The organism is Gluconobacter sp. Gdi (assembly GCF_014132155.1).
In the GTDB taxonomy this organism is placed as follows: Bacteria; Pseudomonadota; Alphaproteobacteria; order Acetobacterales; family Acetobacteraceae; genus Gluconobacter.
Genome location: NZ_BLJQ01000004.1, coordinates 152,411 through 173,432, shown reverse-complemented (window position 1 = coordinate 173,432; position 21,022 = coordinate 152,411). Strand labels below are relative to the sequence as shown.

General features: G+C 55.8%; 13 protein-coding genes. All 13 read left to right on the top strand.

The genetic code is table 11. From position 1 onward, the window contains the following. The first annotated feature begins 3 nt into the window (after positions 1 to 3). The 13 genes from JN414_RS09920 to rpsG all read left to right on the top strand — a co-directional run bounded on the left by JN414_RS09920 (position 4) and on the right by rpsG (position 20,964). Positions 4 to 735 carry a response regulator transcription factor gene (locus JN414_RS09920; RefSeq protein ID WP_252347476.1) on the top strand — a complete coding sequence of 244 codons (732 nt, stop codon included), beginning with the start codon at positions 4 to 6 and terminating at the stop codon, positions 733 to 735. After that, complete coding sequence (locus JN414_RS09915) at positions 722 to 2,146, top strand: HAMP domain-containing sensor histidine kinase (RefSeq protein ID WP_202207719.1); 1,425 nt, start codon at positions 722 to 724, stop codon at positions 2,144 to 2,146. Before JN414_RS09920 ends, JN414_RS09915 begins: the two co-directional genes overlap by 14 nt. Positions 2,147 to 2,316: 170 nt before the next feature. Next, positions 2,317 to 5,484, top strand: a complete 3,168-nt coding sequence (locus JN414_RS09910; protein WP_202207718.1) for an efflux RND transporter permease subunit — start codon at positions 2,317 to 2,319, stop codon at positions 5,482 to 5,484. Positions 5,485 to 5,543: 59 nt separating this feature from the next. After that, on the top strand, positions 5,544 to 6,770 hold the full coding sequence (locus JN414_RS09905; protein WP_046901168.1) for an efflux RND transporter periplasmic adaptor subunit: 1,227 nt from the start codon (positions 5,544 to 5,546) through the stop codon (positions 6,768 to 6,770). Continuing rightward, the gene (locus JN414_RS09900; RefSeq protein WP_202207717.1) at positions 6,770 to 8,398 is read left to right on the top strand and encodes an efflux transporter outer membrane subunit; all 1,629 of its coding nucleotides are present in this window, start codon (positions 6,770 to 6,772) and stop codon (positions 8,396 to 8,398) included. Before JN414_RS09905 ends, JN414_RS09900 begins: the two co-directional genes overlap by 1 nt. A gap of 107 nt (positions 8,399 to 8,505) precedes the next feature. Beyond that, positions 8,506 to 8,940, top strand: coding sequence for a 50S ribosomal protein L11 (rplK, locus tag JN414_RS09895; protein WP_046901169.1), 435 nt, complete (start codon positions 8,506 to 8,508; stop codon positions 8,938 to 8,940). A 4-nt stretch (positions 8,941 to 8,944) separates the two neighbouring features. Then, the gene (gene rplA / locus JN414_RS09890; protein ID WP_046901170.1) at positions 8,945 to 9,637 is read left to right on the top strand and encodes a 50S ribosomal protein L1; all 693 of its coding nucleotides are present in this window, start codon (positions 8,945 to 8,947) and stop codon (positions 9,635 to 9,637) included. 312 nt (positions 9,638 to 9,949) lie between these two features. Then, the gene (rplJ, locus tag JN414_RS09885; RefSeq protein WP_046901171.1) at positions 9,950 to 10,468 is read left to right on the top strand and encodes a 50S ribosomal protein L10; all 519 of its coding nucleotides are present in this window, start codon (positions 9,950 to 9,952) and stop codon (positions 10,466 to 10,468) included. Positions 10,469 to 10,534: 66 nt separating this feature from the next. Then, a complete protein-coding gene (gene rplL, locus JN414_RS09880; RefSeq protein ID WP_064275059.1) occupies positions 10,535 to 10,906 on the top strand; it encodes a 50S ribosomal protein L7/L12 in 372 nt (123 codons plus the stop codon). A 241-nt stretch (positions 10,907 to 11,147) separates the two neighbouring features. After that, on the top strand, positions 11,148 to 15,320 hold the full coding sequence (gene rpoB / locus JN414_RS09875) for a DNA-directed RNA polymerase subunit beta (RefSeq protein ID WP_064275058.1): 4,173 nt from the start codon (positions 11,148 to 11,150) through the stop codon (positions 15,318 to 15,320). An 80-nt stretch (positions 15,321 to 15,400) separates the two neighbouring features. After that, positions 15,401 to 19,717 (top strand): DNA-directed RNA polymerase subunit beta', encoded by a 4,317-nt coding sequence (gene rpoC / locus JN414_RS09870; protein WP_202207716.1) that lies wholly within the window; start codon positions 15,401 to 15,403, stop codon positions 19,715 to 19,717. 386 nt (positions 19,718 to 20,103) lie between these two features. Next, on the top strand, positions 20,104 to 20,475 hold the full coding sequence (gene rpsL / locus JN414_RS09865) for a 30S ribosomal protein S12 (protein WP_010502158.1): 372 nt from the start codon (positions 20,104 to 20,106) through the stop codon (positions 20,473 to 20,475). 12 nt (positions 20,476 to 20,487) lie between these two features. After that, the gene (gene rpsG / locus JN414_RS09860) at positions 20,488 to 20,964 is read left to right on the top strand and encodes a 30S ribosomal protein S7 (protein WP_046901175.1); all 477 of its coding nucleotides are present in this window, start codon (positions 20,488 to 20,490) and stop codon (positions 20,962 to 20,964) included. The last annotated feature ends 58 nt before the right edge of the window (positions 20,965 to 21,022 follow it).

Here is a 21,022-nt window from a genome sequence, read left to right as displayed (position 1 = left end):
GTTATGAGCATGATGCCCGTACCTGAGCACGAGGCGGTCTCCCGCCCGATTGAGCCTGTCATTCGTCTCCTGCTGATTGAGGACGATGAAAGTATTGCGTCGGAAGTCTCCGAAGAACTGAAGACGCGCGGTTATGATGTGACGTGGGTCGATAACGGCATTCTGGGCCTCGAAGCAGCGCAGTCCGGTCAATACGACCTGATGGTCGTTGATCGTATGTTGCCTGAGATGGACGGCCTGAGTGTTATCGAGGCCCTTCGCCGCCAGAAGATCACACTTCCTGTTCTGGTTCTTTCCGCATTGTCCGCAGTTGATGACCGTGTGAATGGCCTGAAGGCTGGCGGTGACGACTACCTTACAAAGCCGTTCGCCATGGAGGAGCTTGCTGCCCGATTGGAGGCTTTGCTGCGGCGTCCTACGGATAGCCGTGTAACGGTTCTGCGTGTTGGTCCGCTCGAGATGGACCTGATTGAGCGCAAGGTGTCTCGCAATGGCCGGGACGTCGAGCTTCTACCGCGTGAGTTCCGCCTTCTGGAATATATGATGCGTCGTCCCGGCACGGTTCTGACCCGAACGATGCTGCTGGAGGATGTCTGGAACTATCGTTTTGTTCCACAGACCAATCTGGTGGACGTGCATATCGGTAAATTGCGCAGGAAGATTGATCTTCAGGGCGAAACGCCGCTGATCCATAGCATCCGGGGCGCGGGGTTCAGTCTGCGTGTATCGGACTGACATTTTCCGGACGGCCACGTTCCGGCTGACACTGGCATTCGTGGTGGCGATGATCGGCGGCATCACGATGCAGTTCCTTCTCGTCTATGCCCAGATGAACGGTTACGAAAGCGCCCGTTCCAGCGATCTGCTCCGGCGTGAGGCAGCTCTGCTCGTTCAGGAAACGCCTGAGCGTTTGGAGGACGAAGTTCGGGAACGAAGCAAGACGGATTTGCGCGTCATTCTGAATGGTGCTGGCCTGTTCGACCTGAATCACAATCGCATTGTTGGTGACATTCGGCGCTGGCCTGAAGGGTTGGAGGTGTCTAACCGGACGCGTCGGCTCAAGGTCGCGCCTCCGGGGGATACGCCTTATGAGATGCGATATCTGGCGATAGAGGTTCCGGGGCCGGGTGGCGGAGCAGGCGATCGGATTCTGGTCCTTGCCCGCTCCATGCATATGGCGGATGAGCTCCGGTACATTATCAAGCGGGCTGCGTTGATTTCACTGGTGCCAATGGTGCTGTTTGCGCTGCTGGCGGGATTGTTTCTCAGTCATCGGGCCTTGGCGCGGGTCAAGGAGATGCGGCAGGCCATTGAACGGATCATGGCGGGCGATCTGCATGAGCGTTTGCCCGCCGGGCGCGAATGGGATGATATCGAGCGTCTTGCAGGCGCCGTGAACCGGATGCTGGATCGGCTTGAGCATCTGCTCGATGAAATTCGGGGTGTTGGCAACGATATTGCGCACGATCTTCGGACCCCGCTGGCCCGTGTGCGGGCGCGGTTGGAGCGGGCACTCTCATCGTCAGATGATCCTGCTCACCTCAAGTCCATTATCCTACGGGCCACGCAGGATCTGGATCAGTGCTTTTCGGTGATTACGGCACTGCTGCGTATCGGCGAAATCGAGAACGGGCGTCGGCAGGCAGGTTTCACAACAATGGATCTGTCGGAACTGGTTGCGGGTATTGCAGATCTCTATGAGCCGATTGCCGAGGCTGGTGGACTGGCACTAACTGTCGAAGGGGCGGATCGCGCAATCCCACTGTATGGAGATATGGATCTCCTGAATGAGGTTCTGGCGAATCTTGTGGACAATGCCATCAAGTTTACGCCTCCAGGCGGGGATGTTGGGTTGATGGTCGGGCAGGACGAGCAGGGCTGCGCCTGGCTTCAGGTGCATGACACGGGCATCGGGATTGCGGAAGAAGAGCGGGGCGCCGTATTGGGGCGATTCTACCGTTCAGACAAAAGTCGTCACATTCCGGGAAGTGGTCTTGGTTTGAGTCTTGTATCTGCAATTCTGCATTTGCATGGGGCAACGCTGAAAATCAGTGCGTTCCGGCCCAATCAGGAACTGGCAGGATCAGTATTTACGATCCATTTTTCAGGGTGGAGTGGCTCTGAGCGTAGCGCCAGTATTACATGACATTTCTGTTTCATGCCTGAATCCGGTCTTTCTTAAATTCAATTTTGCTTGTCGCACTTCCTGTGTCCGGTATGACTTGTCTCAATTTAAAGGGGACGCCCGTTGAGACTGAAAAAGACTGACGTAATCGCGCAGCTCCGATCATCAAGGAACGGGAGCATCGCAGACGCATGAATGCCATCGTCGTAACGGCCCTCAAGCGGCCTTATACGTTCGTTGTTCTTTCAATCATGATCCTGATTTTCGGGGTCAGGGCGATTGTTTCGACACCGACGGACGTTTTTCCTTCAATCAAGATCCCTATTGTTGCGATTGTCTGGTCCTATACTGGGCTTATGCCAGACGATATGTCGGGCCGTATTGTTTATTATTACGAACGGTCTCTTACGGCGACTGTCAGTAATATCGAGCATATTGAAAGTTCGTCTTACTACGGTCGTGGCATCGTCAAGGTTTTCTTCCAGCCAGGGACGAATACTGCGGTTGCGCAAACCCAGATTACGTCTGTTTCCCAGACGGTTATCAAGCAGATGCCGACTGGGGCGACGCCGCCGTTGATTATCGCGCTCGATGCATCTTCCGTCCCGGTTCTGACGTTGCAGGTCAACAATTCGACCATGTCCGGGTCGGAAATCTACAACATGGCGTCCAACCTGATTCGCCCGGCGCTTGTGCCGGTCGCGGGTGCGGCCATTCCGAATCCATATGGTGGTCTTGCGCCGGACATCATGGTCGATATCGACCCGATCAAACTTCAGGCTCACCGTCTTTCACCTGAGGACGTTGCGAATGCGCTGAACCGGCAGAACATTGTTCTGCCGGCTGGTGATCAGAAGGTCGGTTCCATTGACTGGATGGTGAAGACCAACTCGACCCCGCTTGATCTCTCGGTCTTCAACAAAATGCCCATCAAGCAGGTGGGGAACTCCGTTATCTACCTGCGAGATGTCGCGTGGGTGCATCGAGGAGGGCCTCCTCAGATCAACGCTGTTCTGGTGAAGGGACAGCAGGCCGTTCTGATTGTCATTCTGAAAAGTGGTGATGCCTCGACCCTCTCTGTCGTCGCGGGCGTGAAGGCGCTTCTGCCTCAGATCAAGGCTACATTGCCGGCGGGCACTACTCTGAACGTACTGACGGACGCGTCAGGCTTCGTGAAAGAGTCGGTTTTCGACGTGGTGCGTGAGATGATCACCGCTGCGATCCTGACCAGTTTGACAGTTCTGCTCTTCCTTGGTTCCTGGCGCTCTACCGTCATCGTTGCGACGTCCATTCCGCTGGCCATGCTCTGTTCGTTGATCGGCCTCAGTATTGCGGGGCAGTCGATTAACGTCATGACATTGGGTGGTCTTGCTCTGGCTGTCGGTATTCTTGTCGATGACGCGACCGTCATGATTGAGAATATCGATGCCCATCTTGAGATGGGAAAAGAGCTTGAAGACGCCATCATTGATGCGGCCAATCAGATCGTCATCCCGACATTCGTGTCGACAACCTGTATCTGTATCGTCTGGCTGCCGCTTTTCGAGTTGACGGGCGTTTCCGGCTGGCTCTTCATGCCGATGGCCGAGGCCATCATCTTCGCGATGATTGCGTCCTTCATTCTCTCACGAACCCTCGTCCCGACAATGGCGAACTGGCTGCTTCCGGCGCAGGTGAAGATGCACCGCGATCCGGAGTGGCATCATCGTAAGCCAGGCTTTTTCGGCAGGTTCCAGAGAGGCTTTGAAGCCCGGTTTACGAGCTTCCGCGAGCATTACAAAGGTATCCTGTCTGGCCTTATCGCCATTCGCGGCCGGTTTGTTGCCATGTTCCTTCTGGCGGCTGTGGCGTCCATGGCCCTGCTGTTGTTCGTCGGGCAGGATTTCTTCCCGGAAATCAAATCCGGTACGCTTCAGATGCATATGCGCGCACCGGTTGGTACGCGTATTGAAGAGACGGGTAAGATTGCCGGGCTGGCAGAAAAGCGCCTGCGGCAGATCCTGCCGGGTCAGGTCGAGAATGTCGTCAATAACTGTGGCTTGCCGTTCAGTCAGTTGAACCAGGCCATGGTGCCGTCACCGACAACCGGTGCGCAGGATTGTGACATCACGATCCAGCTCAAGAATGATGAAAGCCCTATCCCGGAATACCGTCAGAAAGTCCGTAAGGGTCTGATAGATGCGTTTCCTGGAACAATCTTCACGTTCCAGCCGGGCGACATGACCGCCAAAATCCTGAACTTCGGTCTGCCAGCGCCGATTGACGTTCAGATTTCGGGTCGTGATCTGCAGAACAACTTTGCCTTTGCAACGCATCTGGCCAAGAAACTGCGCCATATTCCGGGTATCACGGACGTATCCGTTCAGCAGCCGATGACCCAGCCAACGTTGCTGATCAACAACCGTCGAAGCTTTGCATTGGGAACGGGCATTACACAGCGGGACGTTGCGTTGAATGCTCTCGTCACGCTGTCTGGTAGTGCGCAGGTGGGGCAGACCTACTACCTGAATGCTCAGGGGACGTCTCAGCTTATCGATGTGCAGACACCTGCGAACTATCTTCAGACCATGAATGATCTGGAAATTGTTCCAATCGACAAGGGCGACGGCAACCCGACCAACCAGAACCCGCAGATGCTGGGTGCCCTGAGCGAACTGGTTCAGACCGGTACGCCTGCGGAAATCTCACATTACAACATCATGCCGGTCTTCGATATTTACGCAGCGCCAGAGGGTACGGACCTTGGCACTCTGTCTCGGGCGGTGAACCGCGTCGTTGATGGAGAGCGTAAAGACCTGCCGCACGGATCAACCCTTGTGGTGCGCGGTCAGGCTGTGACCATGAATGATGCCTATGTGCAGCTGATTGGCGGCCTCGCCCTGTCCATTGTTCTTGTTTACCTGATCATCGTGGTGAATTTTCAGTCCTGGCTTGATCCGTTCGTGATCATCACGGCGTTGCCGGGTGCGCTTGGTGGTATTTCCTGGAGCCTGTTCCTGACCCACACGCCATTGTCTGTGCCGGCATTGACTGGTGCGATCATGTGTATGGGAACGGCTACCGCGAACGCCATTCTTGTTGTCTCGTTTGCGCGAGAGCGGCTGGATCACCACGGTGATGTTCTGTTGGCGTCTCTGGAGGCGGGATATGAGCGTATCCGCCCGGTTCTGATGACAGCGCTTGCCATGATGATCGGCATGATTCCGATGTCGATCAGTAATTCCTCGAACGCTCCGCTGGGTAAGGCCGTGATTGGTGGCCTGCTCATCGCAACAGTGGCAACGTTGCTGTTCGTTCCCTGTGTCTTTGCCTTAATGCATTACAAGCGGCCTGCTAGGCCTGAAGGAGACCGCGCGTGACCCACCCGACACAACAGGGGCAGACGCCTCAGGGAAACCGACAGGAAAGTGGATCACCCGTGCGGAACAGACTGATTCTTCTTGGTGTCGTGGTGGTTGCCATTGTGCTGGCTGCCTGGGGTATCGTTGAAAGAGGCGTGCACTATCATTCGCTCAGCGGTGTGACTGAAGAAGCGGCCATTCCGCCGGTAACGCTGATTTCTCCGCAGCCTGGGCCGAAAACGCGTCAGGTAGATCTGCCTGCCAATCTGGCAGCCTGGTATGAAGCGCCGATCTACGCTCAGGTCTCCGGCTATGTGAAAATGTGGTACAAGGACTACGGCGCGCATGTGAAGCGTGGCGATGTTCTGGCTGAAATCAATACGCCAAGCATTGATGCCCAGTTCCAGGCGGCCAAGGCGCAATATAACGTAAAACTGGCGCGCTATAACCTGGCCGTTATCACGACGCAGCGCTGGACCGCTCTGAAGGGGACGCAGGCTGTGTCCCGGCAGGAAGTGGACGTGCAGGCTGCAAATGCAGCGGCACAGAAAGCTGAGTTGGAAGCTGCCGAGCATGAAGTCGAGCGGTTTCAGGCGCTGGAAGATTTCAAAAAAATTGTCGCTCCATTCGATGGAATCGTGACGTCACGTCTGGTGAACGTCGGTGACTATGTGAATGCAGGGGGTGGAAACGTGAATTCGCGCGGAACAGCCTCAGAGCTGTTTTCGGTGGCAGATGTTCATCGGATGCGCGTTTTCGTCTCTGTTCCGCAGGATTTTGCGAGCGTTATTTCGCCTAAAATTACGGCTGATCTGTCTGTTCCTCAGTATCCAGGGCGCCGCTTCCGTGCCACGTTCCTGGCAACGGCAAACGCGTTCAATGCGTCTACGCGAACTGTGACGACAGAGCTGACGATCGGGAATGAGGACAATCTTCTCTGGCCGAATTCCTACGCAACGGCTCATATCGCTGCTCCCGGAAATCCGGACATTTTGATTCTTCCCGAGGGCGCTATCATTTTCCGGGCCCAGGGAATGCAGGTTGCCAAAGTTATCAACGGACATGTCCATCTGGTCAGCGTGACCGTTGGCATCAACTTTGGGACGACTGTGCAGATCCTGAGTGGTGTGACGAAGGATGACCAGCTTATTGCCAACCCGACCGCTGATCTGCTGGAAGGGGATGAGGTTCGTGTTGTGCCAACGACACCGGGCTATAACATTCCGACCAAGGCTCAGCAGGAAGAGGACCAGAAATCTGTGCGTTCGCATGATGCCAATCCGGATGAGGCTGGATCCCGTTGATGAGATTGACTGATCGCAAGCGCGGATATTTCTCCAGGCCCCGCCGTCATGTGGCGACAGCTTTGGCTGGTGTCCTGTCCATCGGTCTGGCGTCCTGCAACCTGGCGCCAGAGTACCATCCCCAGAAATTCCTCTATCCGGAAGGCTGGGAAGGGAAGGGGGTCATGGGCAACGCCCGTCCTGCGGATGATGCGCTCCGCAGTGACTGGTGGACGATGTTCAAGGACCCGATCCTGAACGAGATGGAAACGCGGATGCTGCAGGTCAATCCGGACCTGCAAGCCGCCGCAGAAGCCTTTACCCAAGCCCGGGACGTCGCGCGCGAGGCGGAGAGCAAGCTCTATCCGCAGCTCACCGGTGCAGCTCATATGAGCTATAACAAGGGCTCGGTGGGGCGGTTGTATAACAACCCGAGAACCAGTTCATCGCTCGTCTATGAGTCAAATCAGGCTTATAGTGGTGCTGCAACCTGGGAGCCCGATTTCTGGGACTCCATCCGTAACTCGACACGGATGGAGAAAAATCTCGCTCAGGCGACGGCCGCAGAATATGCCTCAGCCAAGCTGAGTCTGGAGGCGGAGCTCGCCAGCGATTATATCGCGTTGCGAGGGCTTGATGCCCAGAATGCGGTTTATGAAGACTCAATCCATTACTTCAAGGCCGCAGTAGAAATTACGGAGCTGCGTCAGGCTGGGGCCATTGGTGCCGGGCTTGACGTTTCGCGTGCCCAGAATCAGCTGTTTTCAGCCATGGCCGCTCAGAGCACTCTGGTTGCAGACCGCAGAGTAATGGAAAATGCGATCGCCGTGTTGCTGAATACAGCGCCTGCGGGTTTCCATATTGCGCCAGTCCGCGACGTGAAGATGCGGTTTGGTGTCGTGAAGGTAAATCCGGGCTTTCCGTCGTCCCTGCTGGAGCGGCGTCCGGATATTGCATCAGCTGAACGACATATGGCCGCAGCCTCCCGGGCGATTGGCATATCACGCGCAGCGTTCTATCCGCATATTACGTTGAGCGCGGATGGGGGCTTTGAGGATGGCGGGTTTGATCTTGCCAGTGTCTCCCGTGCATTCTGGAAAATTGCAGTTCAAGCTGTGGAGCCAGCATTTACGGGTGGACTACGGCGTGCGGCCTTGCAGCGGGCGTGGTCTCAATATCGGGCTTCAGTTGATGACTATCGCGGCGTTGTCCTGTCGGCGTTTCAGGACGTGGAAAACGGTCTGACCCAGAGCGGGCAATACAAAATTGCTCAGGACCAGCAGCAGAAAGCTGTTGAGGCCGCACTGCGGACGCAGAGCATGACCATGGCGCTCTACACAGGCGGATTGTCGAATTACCTGGATGCTCTCGTGGCGCAGCAGGATGCGCTTCAGGCACGGCTGGGGCTGGTTCAGACGCAGACGTCACAGATACAGGCGACAGTCCGTCTTGTGCGCTCTCTGGGCGGCGGATGGAATGTCAGTGAGCTTCCAGGTGTGAAGCAGATCGATCCGTTTGGTGCGTTCCAGTATGAAGGATTGCACAAGCCGGCACCTGTGGCGGGAATTGATGCCCATGAGTCTGCAGCTGACAACGATCTAAGCGGAGACAAAGGGACGAAAAATGTCCGCGGAGGGTTGACGCACTAGGCTAAACCAGTCTAGGGGACCGCCTCACTTCGAACGCGGGAGGGGGCGGCTGTGTCCGACTCCGTTGTCACCGCGGTTCGGGAACGACAAACAGGGGAGTCCCGGATATGGCCAAAAAAGTTGTTGGCTACATCAAGCTTCAGATCCCGGCTGGTAAAGCCAACCCGTCTCCGCCGGTAGGTCCGGCACTGGGTCAGCGCGGCCTGAACATCATGCAGTTCTGCAAAGAGTTCAACGCGAAGACGCAGCAGCTTGAGCCAGGTATGCCGATCCCGGTGGTTATCACCGCGTATGCAGACCGTACGTTCTCCTTCATCACGAAGACCCCGCCGAACACGTACTTCCTTCTGAAGGCCGCCAAGATTTCCAAGGGCAGCCAGACGGTTGGTAAGGCTGCGGCTGTTGGTTCCGTGACGACGTCTCAGCTTCGCGAGATTGCTGAAACGAAGTTCAAGGACATGAACGCCAACGATCTCGATGGCGCTGTGCGTATGCTCGCAGGCTCCGCGAAGTCGATGGGCCTGAACGTGGTGGAGGGCTGATATCATGGCCAAGAACAAGCGTCTGAATGCTGCGCAGGCTACTGTCGAGCGCAACAAGCCATATGCCCTTTCCGAAGCTGTTGCTCTGGTGAAGAGCAACGCCAAGGCAAAGTTCGATGAGACCATCGAAATCTCCCTGAACCTTGGTATTGACCCGCGTCATGCTGATCAGATGGTTCGTGGTCTGATTTCCCTGCCGAACGGCACGGGCAAGACACTTCGCGTTGGCGTGTTCGCACGTGGCGCCAAGGCTGAAGAAGCTCTCGCAGCTGGTGCAGAAGTTGTTGGTGCAGAAGACCTGGCTGAAAAGATCCAGGCTGGTGAAATCGCTTTCGACCGCTGCATTGCAACGCCTGACATGATGGCTCTCGTTGGTCGTCTCGGTAAGGTTCTTGGTCCGCGTGGCCTGATGCCGAACCCGCGTCTTGGCACGGTAACGATGGACGTCAAGGGTGCGATCACGGCTGCCAAGTCCGGTCAGGTTGAGTATCGCGCTGAAAAAGCCGGTATCATCCACGCTGGCGTTGGTAAGGCTTCTTTCGATGAAGCCAAGCTGGTCGAGAACATCAAGGCTCTGGTCGATGCCGTTCAGAAGGCTCGTCCGTCTGGCGCTAAGGGTACCTACATGAAGAAGGCAGCGCTGTCTTCCACGATGGGTCCGGGCGTCCGCGTTGACGTGTCCTCCTTCGAGGCTTGATTGAATTGAGGGCTTTCTGTAGAAAGCCCTCAACAAGGAATGACGCCATGTTTCGGCATGGTGGCGTAGGGGTAATTCGCTCGCGAATTGCTTCCAAACCTGTCCAAGACCGCACGTAGCACCTCTAGTGCTTTAAATGCTCCTTTCGTGGAGTGGCGAGCGTCAGGCGGGGCGCCAGTGTTTCAATGGCTTTGCCAGGATGCACTGGGTTCGCTCACTTCTGTGGACAGGCGAGCGGGGTATTTTCCGGAAACGGGGGTATCCCATGGGTAACTTGGTCCGGATCGTTCCGGACTGACGAGGAGACAGGTTTTGGACCGTACGGAAAAGCGGGCCTTTGTCGAGTTCCTCGCCGATGTGTTCAACAGCACGTCCATGGTTGTCGTCACCCAGAATAAGGGTCTGACGGTTGCTGATGTGACGGAGCTGCGTCGACGCATTCGTGCGGCAGGTGCGACATATAAGGTTGCGAAGAACCGGCTGGCCAGCCGCGCTCTGGATGGGACCCAATTCGACGGCATCGCGCCGCTGCTCAAGGGGCCGACGGCCCTGGCCTGGTCTGAAGATCCGGTTGCAGTTGCAAAGGTGATCGTCGAGTTCGCCAAGACGAATGACAAGCTTGTAGTGCTCGGTGGCTCCCTTGGTTCCCAGACGCTTGACGTCGCTGGAATCAAGACACTTGCCGAGCTGCCGTCTCTGGACGAACTGCGTGCGAAGCTGGTGGGTATGATTCAGACCCCCGCTACGCGTATCGCAGGTGTTGTTCAGGCTCCGGCAGGCCAGCTTGCTCGCGTCTTCGGCGCCTATGCCAAGACCGGCGAAGCCGCCTAAGAGTAAAATCAACGCTGCGGCGTAGATTTGAACCCAATCAAACAGTGCATCACGTAGGATAAGACCATGGCCGATCTGGCAAAGATTGTTGAAGAGCTATCCGCTCTTACCGTTCTCGAAGCTGCTGAGCTTTCCAAGCTTCTCGAAGAGAAGTGGGGCGTTTCCGCTGCTGCTCCAGTAGCTGTTGCTGCTGGCCCGGCTGCTGCTGCAGCTCCTGCTGAAGAGCAGACCGAGTTCACCGTTGTTCTGGCCGCTGCTGGCGACAAGAAGATCAACGTGATTAAGGAAATCCGTGGCATCACGGGTCTGGGTCTGAAGGAAGCTAAGGACCTGGTTGAAGGCGCACCGAAGACCGTCAAGGAAGGCGTGTCCAAGGACGAAGCCGAGAAGATCAAGAAGACCCTGGAAGACAACGGCGCCAAGGTCGAAATCAAGTAATCAACTTGATCGGGTCGTTTCCTCTCTGAGGGGCGGCCTCTGCGAAAGCAGACGGATAGGGCGGGGATCGCATGCGGTTCCCGCCCGATTTGCCGTTGGTGGAAATAAGAGTATAATACGCGGCTCGCTACGTATTGAAATTACTGAAAGCCGGTCGTTCCGGTCGTCCGTGTCGTGTCAGGCGTTCGTCTGACAATGAAATCCCGGGCGACTCGAAGGTCTGGTGCAGAGGGCAAGATAGATGAACGCGATCACCAAATCGTTCACGGGACGCAAGAGGATCCGCAAAAGCTTCGGGCGCATTCCCGAAATTGCGCCGATGCCCAATCTGATCGATGTGCAGCGCGCGTCCTACGAAGCGTTCCTGCAAATGAACGTGAGTCCTGACAGCCGTCAGAACTCCGGTCTGCAGGAAGTCTTCCGTTCGGTTTTTCCAATCAATGACTTTGCTGGTCGCGGTCGTCTGGACTTCGTGTCTTACGAGTTCGAAGAGCCGAAGTATGACGTCGAAGAGTGCATTCAGCGCGGTCTGACATTTGCAGCCCCGCTGAAGGTTATCCTCCGTCTTACGACTTGGGATATCGATGAAGACACAGGTTCACGCTCCATTCATGATCTGAAGGAACAGCCGGTTTACATGGGCGACATGCCGCTCATGACCAATAACGGCACCTTCATTATCAATGGTACCGAGCGTGTCATCGTTTCTCAGATGCATCGTAGCCCGGGCGTCTTCTTCGATCATGATAAGGGCAAGACGCATTCTTCGGGCAAGTATCTTTTTGCTGCCCGTGTGATTCCGTATCGCGGTTCGTGGCTGGACTTCGAATTCGATGCAAAGGACCTGATTTACGTCCGTATCGATCGCAAGCGTAAGCTTCCGGTTACGACGCTGCTTTATGCTCTTGAGGGCGCGAACTATATCGCCCAGCGCGAAGAGAAGATTGCAGAAGGCGGCGATGTCGAAGGTCTAGACATCCGGGGTATGGATCAGGATGAAATCCTGTCCTACTTCTACGACATGGTCACCTTTACCCGTATGGGTGATGGTTGGGCACGTCCGTTCGAGCCCGATGCGTTCCGCGGCCAGAAACTGCTGAGCCCCTTGGTTGACGCTGACACCGGTGAAGTTGTTGCTGAAGCCGATGCCAAGCTGACAGCGCGCATGGTTCGCAAGATCGCTGAAAAGACCCGTGTGGTCCAGGTCGGGCGTCTTGACGTTCTTGGCTGCTACCTTGCCCATGATCTTGTTAACGAGAACACCGGCGAAATTTACGGCGAAGCGGGTGAAGAGCTGACGGAAGACCGTCTGGCAGCACTTGAAGAGCTTGGAATTACAGAGCTTCCGACGCTTTCCATCGATGGTTCGCATGGTCCTTGGATCCGCAACACGCTCTCAGTTGACAAGAACACGAGCCGTGATGAAGCGCTGATCGATATCTATCGTATCATGCGTCCAGGCGAGCCGCCGACCAAGGAAACCGCTGAAGCGATGTTCCGCGGTCTGTTCTTTGACCAGGATCGCTACGACCTTTCGTCTGTTGGTCGTGTCAAGATGAACATGCGTCTTGATGTAGACGCTCCGGACACCCTGCGCGTTCTGCGCAAGGAAGATATCCTGCGTACCATCAAGATCATGTGCGATCTGAAGGATGGTCGTGGCCAGATCGACGATATCGATAACCTTGGTAACCGTCGCGTTCGCTCTGTCGGCGAACTGATGGAAAACCAGTATCGCGTTGGCTTGCTTCGTATGGAGCGTGCCATCCGCGAGCGTATGGGCTCCGTCGACATCGACACGGTCATGCCGCATGATCTGATTAACGCCAAGCCGGCGGCTGCTGCCGTACGTGAGTTCTTCGGATCGTCGCAGCTGAGCCAGTTCATGGATCAGACAAACCCGCTTTCCGAAGTGACGCATAAGCGCCGTCTTTCGGCGCTTGGCCCGGGCGGTCTAACCCGTGAACGTGCGGGCTTTGAAGTTCGTGACGTCCATCCGACGCATTACGGTCGTATCTGCCCAATTGAAACGCCTGAAGGCCCGAACATTGGTCTGATCAACTCGCTTTCGACCTATGCCAAGGTTAACAAGTACGGCTTCATTGAGACACCGTATCGTCTTGTGAAGGACGGTATTCTGCAGGATGGTTGGAAATATCTTTCCGCCATGGAAGAAGAGAAGCTTGTTGTTGCACAGGCCGATGCGAAGCAGAGCGCCGACGGCCATCTGACGGACGAACTGGTCTCGGTTCGTAAGTCTGGCGACTTCCGCGTTGTTCCGCCTGAGCAGGTTACGGCTTGCGACGTGTCACCGAAGCAGCTTGTGTCTGTTGCGGCAGCTCTCATTCCGTTTCTTGAGAACGATGACGCGAACCGCGCCCTGATGGGTGCGAACATGCAGCGTCAGGCCGTTCCGCTGGTGAAGGCTGATGCCCCACTGGTTGGTACGGGCATGGAAGCAGCTGTTGCACGTGACTCTGGTGCAACAATCGTAGCCAAGCGTGACGGTATTATCGACCAGATCGATGGTGCTCGTATCGTTGTCCGCGCGACCGACGATGCCGGTGCAACTCAGGGCGTCGACATCTATCGCCTTCGCAAGTACATGCGTTCGAACCAGTCGACGTGCATCAACCAGCGCCCGCTGGTGAAGGTTGGCGATACGGTTCATGCTGGCGACATCATTGCTGATGGTCCGTCCACGGAACTGGGTGAACTGGCTCTGGGTCGTAACGTGCTCGTCGCGTTCATGCCTTGGAACGGTTACAACTTCGAAGACTCCATCCTGATTTCTGAGCGTATTGCTCGTGATGACGTGTTCACCTCGATTCATATCGAGGAATTCGAAGTCATGGCTCGTGATACGAAGCTGGGTCAGGAAGAAATTACGCGCGACATTCCTAACGTTGGCGAAGAAGCTCTTCGTAACCTTGACGAGGCTGGCATTGTTTATGTCGGCGCGGAGGTTAATCCGGGCGACATTCTTGTTGGTAAGGTGACACCAAAGGGCGAAAGCCCGATGACGCCAGAAGAGAAGCTTCTGCGGGCCATCTTTGGTGAAAAGGCTTCTGACGTTCGTGACACGTCTCTGAAGCTTCCACCTGGAACGACCGGAACGATCGTTGACGTTCGTGTCTTCTCACGCCGCGGCGTGGACAAGGACGAACGTGCCATGGCCATCGAACGCGCTGAAATCGAGCGTCTGACGAAGGACCGTGACGACGAGCGTTCCATTCAGGAGCGTAGCTTCCACAACCGTTTGCGTGAGCGTCTGGTTGGTGAAGTTGCAGGAGCAGGCTTCAAGGGCATTCGTGCAGGAACGCCGATCACAGTAGAGGTGCTTGATGAGCATCCTCGCGCTGCATGGCGGAACGTTACGGTTGCTTCCGACGAAGTCACCGCTGAGCTTGAGACCCTGCGTTCAGAGTTCGACGAAGCTGTTCGCCTCATTAACTCTCGCTTTGAGAACAAGGTCGAGAAGCTTCAGCGTGGCGATGAACTGCCGCCTGGCGTGATGAAGATGGTCAAGGTCTTCGTTGCTGTGAAGCGTAAGCTTCAGCCTGGTGATAAGATGGCCGGTCGTCATGGTAACAAGGGTGTTGTTTCCCGCGTTGTGCCAGTCGAGGACATGCCGTTCCTGGAGAACGGTCAGGCGGTTGATATCGTTCTGAACCCGCTGGGTGTGCCGTCTCGTATGAACATCGGTCAGATCCTTGAAACCCATCTGGGTTGGGCCTGTGCCAATATTGGCGCAAGCATCGGGGAAATGGTCGACGAGTATCAGCGGTCTGGCGAGCGTAAGCAGGAACTGCTTGATCGCCTGCGTGATGTCTATGGCGACGAAGTGTTCGAGACGGATGTGGCAACGCTTCCTAACGAGCAGCTTGTTGAGCTGGCCAATAACCTCCGCAAGGGCCTGCCGATTGCTACGCCTGTTTTCGATGGGGCTTCTATCCCTGATATCGAAAACATGCTGGAGAAGGCTGGCGTTGATAAGTCTGGCCAGTCCCAGCTGATCGATGGTCGTACAGGCGAGCTGTTCGAGCGTAAGACGACAGTTGGCTACATCTACATGCTGAAGCTGCATCACCTTGTCGACGACAAGATCCATGCACGTTCGATCGGTCCTTACTCGCTTGTTACGCAGCAGCCGCTGGGTGGTAAGGCGCAGTTCGGTGGTCAGCGCTTCGGTGAGATGGAAGTGTGGGCACTTGAGGCGTATGGCGCAGCATATACGCTGCAGGAAATGCTGACGGTGAAGTCGGATGACGTGTCCGGCCGTACCAAGGTTTATGAGGCGATCGTGCGTGAGCAGGATGACTTCGAGGCCGGTATTCCTGAGAGCTTCAACGTTCTGATCAAGGAACTGAAGTCGCTCGGTCTGAATGTCGAACTTGAGCAGGGCGCCGCTTAATTGGCGTCTCTGCTGCTCGCTTTACGGTTCAATTTTGACGCGCCCGCAGGACGCTGCGGCGCGCATTGGGGTTTCGGCGCATGAACGAACTCATGAAGATCCTGGGTCAGGCTGGCCAGTCGGTAGCCTTCGATCAGATCAAGATCCAGCTTGCTTCGAGCGAGCAGATCCGTTCCTGGTCTTACGGTGAAATCAAAAAGCCGGAGACCATTAATTACCGGACGTTCAAGCCTGAGCGTGACGGCCTTTTCTGTGCTCGTATTTTTGGTCCGATCAAGGACTACGAATGCCTGTGCGGAAAATACAAGCGGATGAAGTTCCGCGGCATTGTCTGTGAAAAGTGCGGTGTTGAAGTTACGCTGGCGAAGGTTCGCCGTGAGCGTATGGGCCATATCGAGCTCGCTTCACCCGTTGCACATATCTGGTTCCTGAAGTCGCTTCCTAGCCGTATTGCCACGATGATGGATATGGCTCTCAAGGATGTTGAGCCGGTTCTGTACTTCGAGAAGTTCCTGGTGCTCGACAAGGGAGTCTGTGACTCCGATCAGATCGAGTCTTACAAGAACGGCAAGAAGCGCGACCAGTACCTTCTGGACGAAGTGCGGTGTGAAGATCTTCTGGATGAGTATCCGGATGCAGGCATTGACGTCGGTATCGGCGCTGAAGCCATCAAGCGTGCACTTTCCACATATGACTGGGGTATTCCCAACGCTCAGGAGCGTGAGCTGAGCCTTGCTGCCAAGGCGAAGGGGCTACCGGATCCGTTCGACTATGACGCTGAAGTCATGGAAGGCGATTCCGAGAAGACGATGATGCGCAAGAAGCTGCGCAAGGCAACGTCTGAGGCTGCTCGTAAGAAGCTGGTCAAGCGTCTGAAGCTTGTCGAGGCATTCGTTGAGAGTGGTTCGCGCCCGGACTGGATGATCATGGACATTATTCCGGTGATCCCGCCGGAACTGCGTCCGCTGGTCCCGCTGGATGGCGGTCGTTTTGCCACGTCCGATCTGAATGATCTGTATCGTCGCGTTATCAACCGTAATAACCGTCTGAAGCGTTTGATCGAGCTTCGTGCGCCGGACATTATTGTTCGCAACGAAAAGCGTATGCTTCAGGAATCTGTCGATGCGCTGTTCGATAACGGTCGTCGTGGACGTGCCATCACGGGTGCCAACAAGCGTCCACTGAAGTCTCTGTCCGACATGCTCAAGGGCAAGCAGGGCCGTTTCCGTCAGAACCTTCTTGGTAAGCGCGTTGATTACTCTGGCCGTTCGGTCATCGTGGTTGGCCCGGAACTGAAGCTGCATCAGTGCGGTCTTCCGAAGAAGATGGCGCTCGAGCTTTTCAAGCCGTTCATCTATTCCAAGCTGGAAAAATACGGTCACGCTACCACCATTAAAGCTGCAAAGCGCATGGTGGAGAAAGAGCGTCCGGAAGTTTGGGATATCCTCGAAGAGGTCATCCGCGAACATCCCGTGATGCTGAACCGCGCACCGACGCTTCACCGTCTTGGTATTCAGGCATTTGAGCCAACGCTGATCGAAGGGAAGGCTATCCAGCTTCACCCGCTGGTCTGCACCGCGTTCAATGCTGACTTCGACGGCGATCAGATGGCCGTGCACGTTCCGCTGTCGCTTGAAGCGCAGTTGGAAGCCCGTGTGCTGATGATGTCCACAAACAACATCCTCAGCCCGGCGAACGGTAAGCCGATTATCGTGCCGTCTCAGGATATTGTTCTGGGTCTCTATTATTTGAGCCTTGAAGTTCCTGAATATCGCGCAACGCCTGACGAAGCGGTCATCGAAGATGGCAAGGTCGTTAAGGCTGCCCCGCCGGCTTACTCGGATGTTGCAGAAATCGAGAGCGCCATGCTCGCAGGTTCCCTGCAGCTTCACGATAAGATCCGTCTGCGTCTACCGACCGTTGATGAAAACGGTAACCCGATCCGCCAGACGATCCTGACGACCCCGGGACGTGCGCTTATTGCGCAGATCCTGCCGAAGCATCCTGCGATTCCGTTCAGCCTGATCAATAAGCAGCTGACGAAAAAGAACGTGTCTGACGTGATTGACACGGTCTATCGTCACTGTGGTCAGAAGGAAGCCGTGATCTTCTGTGACCGTCTCATGGGCCTTGGTTTCAAGCACGCTGCCCGTGCTGGTATTTCCTTCGGCAAGGATGACATGATCATCCCGGCAGAGAAGGCGCCTCTCGTTGCCAAGACCTCGGAAGAGGTCAAGGAATTCGAGCAGCAGTATCAGGACGGTCTGATCACCGCTGGCGAGCGCTACAACAAGGTGGTTGATGCCTGGTCACGTTGCACGGACGAAGTCCAGGCAGCCATGCTGAAGGAAATCTCCAAGCAGGTTATCGGTAAGCCGACCAACTCTGTCTGGATGATGAGCCACTCCGGTGCTCGTGGGTCGCCAGCCCAGATGAAGCAGCTCGCTGGTATGCGCGGTCTGATGGTGAAACCTTCGGGCGAAATTATCGAACAGCCGATTATCGCGAACTTCAAAGAAGGTCTGTCGGTTCTCGATTACTTCACGTCCAGCCACGGTGCTCGTAAGGGCCTCGCGGATACGGCTCTGAAGACTGCAAACTCGGGTTATCTGACGCGTCGTCTCGTTGACGTTGCCCAGGATTGCATCATCGTCGAGCCGGATTGCGGTACCGAACGCGGCCTGACGGTTCGCGCGGTTATGGATAGTGGCGAAGTGGTCGCTTCGCTGTCTGAGCGTATTCTGGGACGTACGACGTCCAAGGATGTGTTGCATCCGGTGACGCATGAAGTTCTGCTTCCGCGCAACACCCTGATCGAGGAGCCTGAAGCCGAGCTCATCGAGAAGGCCGGCGTCGAAAGCATGGAGATCCGCTCGGTTCTGACATGCGATAGCCGCGTTGGTATCTGTGCGCATTGCTATGGTCGTGATCTGGCTCGCGGTACGCCGGTGAACATTGGTGAAGCTGTTGGCGTTATCGCCGCTCAGTCCATCGGTGAGCCTGGTACACAGCTGACGATGCGTACCTTCCATATTGGTGGTGCGGCAACGCGTGGCGCCGAGCAGTCCATGGTCGAAGCGTCTCGCGATGGTCAGGTGACGATCAAGAACCGCAACGTGGTTGAGAACTCTCAGAAGGTTCTGGTTGTGATGTCGCGTAACTGCGAGATCCTTCTGACCGATGAGAACGGTGTCGAGCGCGCTCGTTACCGTGTGCCATACGGTGCACGTCTGATGGTGGGCGAGGGTGAGGCAGTTGCACGTGGCCAGAAGATGGCCGAGTGGGACCCGTACACCCTTCCAATCATCACCGAGCAGGCTGGTACGGTGGAATACCTTGACCTGATCGACAGCATCACGCTTGTCGAACGTATGGATGAGGTCACAGGCCTTAGCTCCAAGGTTGTGGTTGACTATAAGCAGGCTTCCAAGGGTGTTGATCTTCGTCCACGTCTGCAGCTCAAGGATGCTGCGGGCAATGTGGTCAAGCTCGCCAACGGCAATGATGCTCGCTACTTCCTCTCACCAGACAGTATTCTGTCGATTGAGAATGGTGCCGAAGTTCATGCTGGTGACGTGCTGGCGCGTATTCCGCGTGAAGGCTCCAAGACCCGTGACATTACCGGTGGTCTGCCGCGTGTTGCCGAACTGTTCGAAGCCCGCCGTCCGAAGGATCATGCGATCATTGCCGAGGGCGATGGGCGTATCGAATTCGGGAAGGATTACAAGTCGAAGCGTTGCGTTATCGTGAAGAACGACGAGACCAGCGAAGAGACGCAGTATCTCATCCCGAAGGGCAAGCACGTTTCCGTTCAGGAAGGTGACTTCGTCCAGAAGGGTGACCCGCTGGTCGATGGTCCGCGTGTGCCGCATGACATTCTGAAGGTTATGGGTGTCGAGGCGCTTTCGGACTATCTCGTCAACGAGATCCAGGACGTCTATCGACTGCAGGGCGTGAAGATCAATGACAAGCATATTGAGGTCATTGTTCATCAGATGCTGCAGAAGGTTGAGATTCTGGAACCGGGTGACTCGACCTATCTGATCGGCGAGACTGTTGATCGGATCGAGTACGAGATCGAGAACCAGCGTCTTCAGGAAAATGGTGATACACCAGCAGTGGCTATGCCGGTGCTACAGGGCATTACCAAGGCTTCCCTGCAGACGCAGTCCTTTATCTCAGCGGCGTCCTTCCAGGAGACCACACGGGTGCTTACAGACGCTGCGACCTCGGGCAAGGTCGACACACTGAACGGTCTCAAGGAGAACGTGATTGTGGGTCGTCTGATCCCGGCTGGTACGGGTAGCGTTATGAACCGTCTGCGGGGCATTGCTGCCAGCCAGGACCGTCATCGCGTTGGTCGTTCAGCGGCGGAAGTGAAAGACGCGGCTGAATAATGAAAAACCTCTCTGCTTCTCTTTTAAAAGAAGGGCAGAGGGGAAATTGCAGCGATTCCAGAAACTCTATCTTCAGAATCGCTGCAATTTTAGCCGAAACACTTGACTCAACGCGGAACCCTTCGTAGGTTCCGCGCCCTCGGCTACTCCCGTCTAATTAGGCGAAAAAAAGCCGTCGAAGACAAAGAATCGCATGTGGTGCCGCTACCTCGGATTCGGGGGATGCCAAGGCCGCACGCTACAAAAGGAGGGAAATGGCTTTTGCTGTTTCTCTTTCCAAATGTGGGATAGGCAGGCGGTTCAGCCGCATGTCGATTTGAATAAAATGTCATGGCAGAAAGTCTGGTGCTTTCTGTCCGGAATAGGACAAGGATTGGGAAGGGCGCATGCCGACCATCAACCAGTTGATCGCGAACGGCCGTGAGCCGGCCGCAAAGCGGAATAAGGTCCCTGCACTACAGGGATGCCCCCAGAAGCGTGGCGTATGCACGCGCGTGTACACGGTAACGCCAAAGAAGCCGAACTCCGCTCTGCGTAAGGTCGCCAAGGTGCGTCTGACCAACGGGTACGAGGTCGTAAGCTACATTCCGGGTGAAGGTCATAACCTTCAGGAACACAGTGTTGTTCTTATCCGTGGTGGGCGAGTGAAGGATCTTCCTGGTGTGCGTTATCACATCCTGCGAGGCGTGCTTGACACGCAGGGCATCGCTAAGCGTCGTCAGCGTCGTTCGCTGTATGGCGCGAAGCGTCCGAAGTAAGAGGTATTTGGAATGAGTCGCCGTCACCGCGCTGTAAAGCGTGAGATCCTTCCCGATCCAAAGTTCGGAGACATCGTCATTACGCGCTTCATGAATGCGCTGATGTATGATGGAAAGAAATCCACCGCCGAAGGCATCGTTTACGGTGCTCTCGAGGTTCTGCGTCACCGTGGTGGTGCAACTGCTGACCCGGTGGCCATGTTCCACTCGGCTCTGGACAACGTGAAGCCGGCTGTTGAAGTCCGTTCACGTCGTGTTGGTGGTGCTACCTATCAGGTGCCTGTCGAAGTGCGCACTGAGCGCCGTCAGGCTCTGGCGATCCGGTGGTTGATCGATGCCTCCCGCAAGCGCGGTGAGAACACGATGCAGGAGCGCTTGTCCAACGAACTGATGGACGCGGTTAACAATCGTGGCGCTGCTGTAAAGAAGCGCGAAGACACCCACCGTATGGCTGAAGCTAACAAGGCATTCAGTCACTATCGCTGGTAATCAGAACCCGCTAAAGGGCTTCCGGCAGTATCTTGGAATCTAACAGATACTGACTGGA